The following is a 6,000-nucleotide window of genomic DNA, read 5'->3' as shown; positions in this document are numbered from 1 at the left end:
GCATACTCAAGGGGTCAACATTGGACGCCGATCGGGGGGCAACTTTGCAGGCCGTTTGACACCGACGATAGAGACGCCTAGCGCGGCCCCGAGCGGGTCCGTGAAGGTTCCGGTTTATCGGCGTGAGAGGGGGCGTCTATCTATTTTTGAGGAGCCCTAGAGCCCCTCCAGTGCCTCCTAGAGCGCCGCTCGGGGGCACCTTCATCGACCACCAACACAACCATTCGCGGCCCCTGTCGGCCGCCTAGAGCCTGCCCGTGACGGCCGCGGAGCGGGAACGGAGACGCATGCCTTGATCTACACAGAAGAAGTCCTCGACCGCGCAACGGGCGAGCTGAAGACCATCAATACGGGCGACTGGGTCACCGTCACCGAGTTCGGAGAAATGATGGGCGTGGGGCCACGCAGAGTCCGCACCATCTTGCGGGAAATGGAATTCCTGGCTGTCGAGGGAGGTGGTCTTCATCATCGGTGCCGCATCACGGCAAAGGCGGTGAAGCTCGATCTAGGTCGGAGGATCAATCCGACCAAGAAGGCTACCTACCCCTTCGATGTCATCAGCCCGGCAGGGCGAGCGTGGATCGGTGAGCGGTGGTCTGCGGCCCTCCAGCGCGTCGAGGACCGCCAGCTTGGCAGCGAGGTGCAACACGCGAAGGCCGCCTTGGTCGAGTTTCAGCGGAGCCGCTCACGGCAGGACATGCCCGTGCAAGAGGCGGTCTGTTGGCTGGCGGATCACTTTCCCGAATTAGGTCAGTCAGACGTCGCCAGTGTCCTCGATGTCACCCAGCAGCTTGTTAGTCGGTATCTGAACATCAGGTCGAAGCAGCGTCAGGAGGCCGGGCGTTCGTTCGCTGATTTCGATGATGGTCTTTCCTCGGCGGTGTGGAGACCGTCGAAGGAGGAAGCGTCTCGGCTGCGTGTTGTGGCTTTTGATCGTTGGGCGGTTACATTACCCGCGCCCACAATAGGCTGAAAAATGAACTAGGGAGCCTTTGATAAGTCGAGGGCTCCCCAGCTTCCGACACGGGCAATGTTGCTGTCCCATAGAGCTACGAGAGCCCCCATGTCATCGGTCTCAATCAACGGACGTTCGAGGTGCTCTAAGGCATCAAACTGGGGTACCGGGAAGAAGCCATAAGAGCTGTCATACAGGATGGTGCTTAGTATGACTGAGGTGACCTGACAAATAGCTCTATGGCAACGCTCCAATTCGTTAAGCGAAACGCCGAGGCGAGGTGGTTGGATTAGCGAGCGTGAATGCCGATCTGCTGAATGTGCAACGAACTTATTGGCAAAATCACTGATATCTTTCCAACCGCTGTCTTCTAATTGCTGATCAATGAACGTTAAGACCTCGGGACGGATAGTGTCCTCTCGGTTGCGAGTGGATGGCGTCGTGCCAGACAGATGGTCGAATGCGTCGTGCAGTCGGCAGCTCGTGGTCCATGCTTCGGGGCCGCTGGTGGATAACCACGTCATTCCCGCGCCGTTCGGCTGAGCCTTAGCCCATTCAAAATACGCCGTTCTGCCCGGTTCCGGGTCGTATGGAAGGCCATCGAAGCAAACATAAGCTTCGCGGGTAAAGAGGTGCAAGTGTGTGGTGATGTCCAAGAGAGTCCGCTTTAACGAAATCACTTGCTTGTTGGCGTCCCGCGATGGCGGTTCCCTCAATCGGCGAATTGCAAGAACTTGAGTTGCAACAAAGCCCTCATCGACCATTCGCATCAAGGACGCGTTGACCGACACTGTTCCTGAGTTGCGCGCGGCGGCCAAACGGCGGGCTTCATTAACCATACGAAACACGGCGTCGTTCCAAAGCATGCCCGTGATTTGTTGGCAGATGGAGTGATGTTCATCCTTCCGCATCCAGTGCAGCCACTCGTCGCGCTTGCGGCGGAATTCTCCCAGCTTCGACTTATCCTGCACGTCGCAGCGGTCAATCTCGAACTCATACGACACCTGTCGCTCCTTCTGCCTTAAGCGTTGGCATCTCGCTTCTTGGCCTCGGGGAATCGCACGGACTCCACACACGCCCGAAGCGCGTCCGTTCCTGCTACGCCGGGATACCTACCCATGGTCATCGGAAGCGGGCCGTCCTCCTTCGAATGCCCAACCACGTCCGCGATGGTCCACGCTGTGAAGCCCTGAGCGCCATTCTCTAGTGCCTCGACGGCCTTGCGAATGAACCAGCGGCGCCACGAATGAAAGTCCACCCGTGACTGTCGCACGCCCGGCATTTGGTCATCAACGCCAAGCTCCCGCCGCTCCCTGACGAACGCCTGCGAGGCTGGGGCTGACCGCTTGCGGGCGGCATGGGATTGCTCCGGCAATTCGTGAAAAACGAAGTCACTGGCCGCCTTGCCTTCGCATCGAGCCTTCAGCATCTCAAAGGTGGACGAGTGGATTGGCACCGTCCGAGCGGCACTATCGGTTTTGCCGTCAACAATCCTGAACGTGGATAGATCGGTGCCATCCTCGCCCTCGTTGAAGGTCAAATGACGCACCCGCAACTCGGCAAGCTCGGTAATGCGCGCGCCGGACAGAGCGGCCAGACGGCACATATCCGCCAGTGGCTGTTTGGTGATGCCGGCGATCAGCTTCGCCACCTCGGTGTCCGTGAAGGGGCGCTTGATGCCCTGTCCGTCCTCTCCCTTCGGCCCGGTTCCGACCTTGAGGAACTGGCGATGCCATGGATTGGCGTCGTCCTCGATATGGCCGCGTTTCGCCAGCCATTCCCAGTATGAGGACAAGCCCGATATCGCCTTGTTGGCCGTTGCTGCGTGAATGCCGCCGCTGACGAAGTGCTCGGTGACGAAACGTCCGGCAAGCTTGCGGGTCACGGCCTCGATGGTCACCGGCACCTTCTTGTCCACGCACCATGTTCTGAAGATGCGGATGGCGTGACGCCGTGCGGCCTCCGTCCGGCCTTTGTACGCTTTCTCTTTGATCCAAGCTTCTACGTGGCTATCGAGCGGCGTGGCTGTCCCGAGAGCTATGCCGGCGAGAAGTTGGGCTCTCTCGTGCCCTAACCGATCCGCAACCGCATCAACTCGGTCCTCAAGCGCCATGCGGGCCGTTGTGTCGGACGGCTCTCCGGTGGCTGTATCGTCAGCGATAGCTTCTTTCCACAGCAACGCCTCGGCCACGATAGGATCGGCTTCAGTGCCGCTGACAACGCCGTTGCGGGCGTCTTCAATGCGCTGCTTTAGCCGGGCGATGACCGTCCATTTCAGCGTCTCGGCTGCTCGAGGGCTGTCAGTCGGGAGCGCTTCTTTCAACCATGCCGGTAGTTTCGCCGAGGCTTGCACGGACGGTGGGACGCGCACTTTCACTCGAATGCGCCTTCCGTGCCATTCGAGATGCGAGCCTAATGACGGAAGGCGAGGGGCGGCCATGAGAAGCTGTCCAAATGGGTGTATGAACCCATATTGAACCCCAGTTTTGAACCCCAAGTCAATCTCAAAAAATCATGCAATTAAAGCAACATAACAGGTGGCGGGTGTCGGGTCATGGGCTCCCCTAGGGCGCGCCACTTCCGTACAAAACCGCGAACACCCGGATGGGTGGCATGGTCGGCGAGTACGGCTCTTTCAATCCGATCCTTGAGCATGTCGTCCGGTTCGACGCCGCCGTCAGCGACAAGCTGATGGAGCCGCCGGAGCCTGTCTTCCGGCGTGGTCTTCTCGCGGTAGAACTCCTCGATCCGCGCCTGGGTCTCGGCATCGGCTTTCACCCGCCGGTCGACGACGGACTGCAGCAACACTTCCCGCCGCTCAACCTGCTGGATGGCCAGGGCTGGAAGGTGAGCGACCGACTTCCCGGCCATGCGCTCTACACCGATCCGCCATTGGGCGGTCGGCATGACGGAGGAGGGTGGGGCCGGCCGAGCCCGCCCCTTCTCATCGGCGAGCAGCTAATGAACAGGGTGGGCCGCGCGGTGGAGAAAGCGGAGGCGCTTGGCTTCATGAAGGTGGTGATGGATGCCGAGACGCAGCGCATCCTCGGGGCGGCCATATTTGGCACCGGCGGTGACGAGGCCATTCACGGCCTGCTCGACATCATGCATGCGAACGCCCCCTGCGCCGTCTTCCAGCGTGCGGTACCGATCCATCCGACGGTGTCGGAACGGATCCCTACGCTGCTGGGAAGATGAAGCCGGCAATGTGACGCAGGAAGCTCGGTCGGTTCCGGTTCCGAGCCTTTTCGACGGCATCCTCTCTGGGGCCGGTCTCTTTACCGAAGAAGCAGGCGACACGGCCTCCCTCCGGGCGCCGACAACCGGGGCTGGCATCAGCGCTGTCGAGCGCGACAGCCTGTTGCGATGGGAGGCTGAAAGGCATCCGCGGCCGCCCTGCGCATTCGCGCTAAACCCCGGCGAAGAGCCGGGGTTTAGCGTTTTCAGATCCGAAGGGATCAGAAGGTGCGACGCACCGACAGCAGGACCTGCTGGTTGTCCGAGCTGTCGATCAGCGAACCGTAGTCGTTGAGGACCGGGTTGTCGTAGCTGGTCTGGGCGTAGGTGTACTGGGCGACGAAGAGGAGGTTCTTCACCGGGCTCCAGTTCAGGCTGCCGCCGAGGGTCCAGAGGCTGTAGTCGGAGTAGCCGAGATAGGTGTAGGCGGTGTCCGGGACGCTGTTCTGGCCGTAGTTGCCGTACAGCACGCCGAAGACCTGGGGCGTGAAGAAGTGGGTGAGTTCCGCCGCGATCGTCCAGGCATCGCCGGACTCGAGGGTGTTGTTCACCGGGTTGTAGTAGAGGTCCTGAGCCGCCTGGCCAGAGACGGTCGAGTAGCCACCATTGATGCCGGTGTAGCCGACCGCGCCGCTGCCATAGGTGCCTTCGATGTACAGCGTGTCGCCTTCGCCGAGGGTCGGCAGGTTGAACTTCACGCCGCCGAGGACAGCCCAACCAACCGAGTCATTGGTGGAGATGCCGAAGGGGTCGTAGTAGCTGTCGTCGAGCTGGCGGATGGCGCCGGCGATCTGGAAGCCGCCCCACTCGCCTTCGTAGTTGATGTTGCCGATCAGCGCCGGGATGTCGGGCTGAGCGATCTCGCCGACGCTGTCGCCGTTCGAACGCGAGGAGTCGTCTTCGATCGAGATCGAGGCCGTGAAGCCGCCGCCGAAGTCGGCGGTGTAGGCAGCCGCGGTCACGTCTTCGTCGGCCGAGATTTCCGGGTTGTCGAAGCCCCAGATGTTGTTGTCGGCATAGTAGTCGAAGAACGACTGCACCTTACCGAAGGTGAAGCCAGCGAACTGGATGTAGCCCTTGTCGAGGGTGATCGCGGTGGAGTCGCCGCCGTCGCCGTAGACGTTGCCGAGGCCGTCGCCATAGGTGGCGCGCAGGTCGATGAACGAACGCAGGGTGCCGTACTCGGTCTGCGTGCGGGCATCCAGGCGGATCGCGCCGCGGCTACGGAAGTACGAGGACTGGAAGTCCGCGTTGTTCAGGTAGTCATAGTCCTGATAGTAATAGTCGGCCTGCACGAAGCCGCCGACCTTCAGGCAGGTGTCGGTGCCGGGAATGTAGTAGAAACCCGCGCCATAGGTCGAGCAGATCTTCACATATTCCGCAGCCTTCGCCTTCACAGGCAGATCGGCCGCTGCAGCGGTCCCGACCATCGCAAGCCCGGCGACCGAGCCAAGTAGAAGGTTATTCATCAAAGATTTCATTTCACTTACCCAAAATTGAGCCCACATTCACATTAAATTGTGGCGCTCACCCTGATGAGCAAAAAGATCATCATGAAAGACATTGTTTGAATCGCTCGCGCGGCGCAAAGCCAAAGTGCCGGATTTGGGCGCGGAGAGGGCATTTTTCGGGCAGGTGTTGCATCCATGCACGCATCACGGTTGCGTGAAGACAGATGAGTTATGTAGGGTTTACTTAGCGGTATGCAGGCCTTCGGATTGGGTGAGGGAGGGTATTGATCGCCAACTGCAGCTGGGCGGTTCGGCGATTGTCGCGGGCATCTGGCCAGGGTGGGTCGTCATGCCCTG

General features: G+C 60.5%; 5 protein-coding genes. 2 read left to right on the top strand and 3 right to left on the bottom strand.

What is annotated here, in order from left to right; translation table 11 throughout:
- Positions 1 to 292 precede the first annotated feature (292 nt).
- Positions 293 to 973, top strand: coding sequence for a hypothetical protein (locus KHC19_RS13040; protein WP_213352785.1), 681 nt, complete (start codon positions 293 to 295; stop codon positions 971 to 973).
- A gap of 8 nt (positions 974 to 981) precedes the next feature.
- On the opposite strand, the gene KHC19_RS13035 is transcribed toward KHC19_RS13040, so the two are convergent.
- Both KHC19_RS13035 and KHC19_RS13030 read right to left on the bottom strand, forming a co-directional pair.
- Entirely contained in the window at positions 982 to 1,959 is a 978-nt protein-coding gene (locus tag KHC19_RS13035) for a hypothetical protein (RefSeq protein WP_213352784.1), read from the bottom strand.
- 17 nt (positions 1,960 to 1,976) lie between these two features.
- Positions 1,977 to 3,332, bottom strand: coding sequence for a tyrosine-type recombinase/integrase (locus tag KHC19_RS13030; RefSeq protein WP_213352783.1), 1,356 nt, complete (start codon positions 3,330 to 3,332; stop codon positions 1,977 to 1,979).
- Between the two features lie 236 nt (positions 3,333 to 3,568).
- On the opposite strand from KHC19_RS13030, the gene KHC19_RS26350 reads away from it, so the two are divergent.
- Positions 3,569 to 4,153: a hypothetical protein gene (locus KHC19_RS26350; RefSeq protein WP_343207712.1), complete on the top strand. Its 585-nt coding sequence runs from the start codon at positions 3,569 to 3,571 to the stop codon at positions 4,151 to 4,153.
- A 260-nt stretch (positions 4,154 to 4,413) separates the two neighbouring features.
- On the opposite strand, the gene KHC19_RS13020 is transcribed toward KHC19_RS26350, so the two are convergent.
- Entirely contained in the window at positions 4,414 to 5,661 is a 1,248-nt protein-coding gene (locus KHC19_RS13020) for a porin (protein ID WP_213352782.1), read from the bottom strand.
- Positions 5,662 to 6,000: the final 339 nt, after the last annotated feature.

The sequence above is a fragment of the Ancylobacter oerskovii genome, assembly GCF_018390555.1.
Lineage (GTDB): Bacteria > Pseudomonadota > Alphaproteobacteria > Rhizobiales > Xanthobacteraceae > Ancylobacter > Ancylobacter oerskovii.
This window is presented reverse-complemented; position numbering and strand designations above follow the sequence as displayed.

Bases quoted from the DNA above. Each gene is read 5' to 3' on its own strand.
- KHC19_RS26350 (WP_343207712.1), top strand. From the start codon at position 3,569: ATGGTCGGCGAGTACGGCTCTTTCAATCCGATCCTTGAGCATGTCGTC.
- KHC19_RS13020 (WP_213352782.1), bottom strand. From the start codon at position 5,661: ATGAATAACCTTCTACTTGGCTCGGTCGCCGGGCTTGCGATGGTCGGG.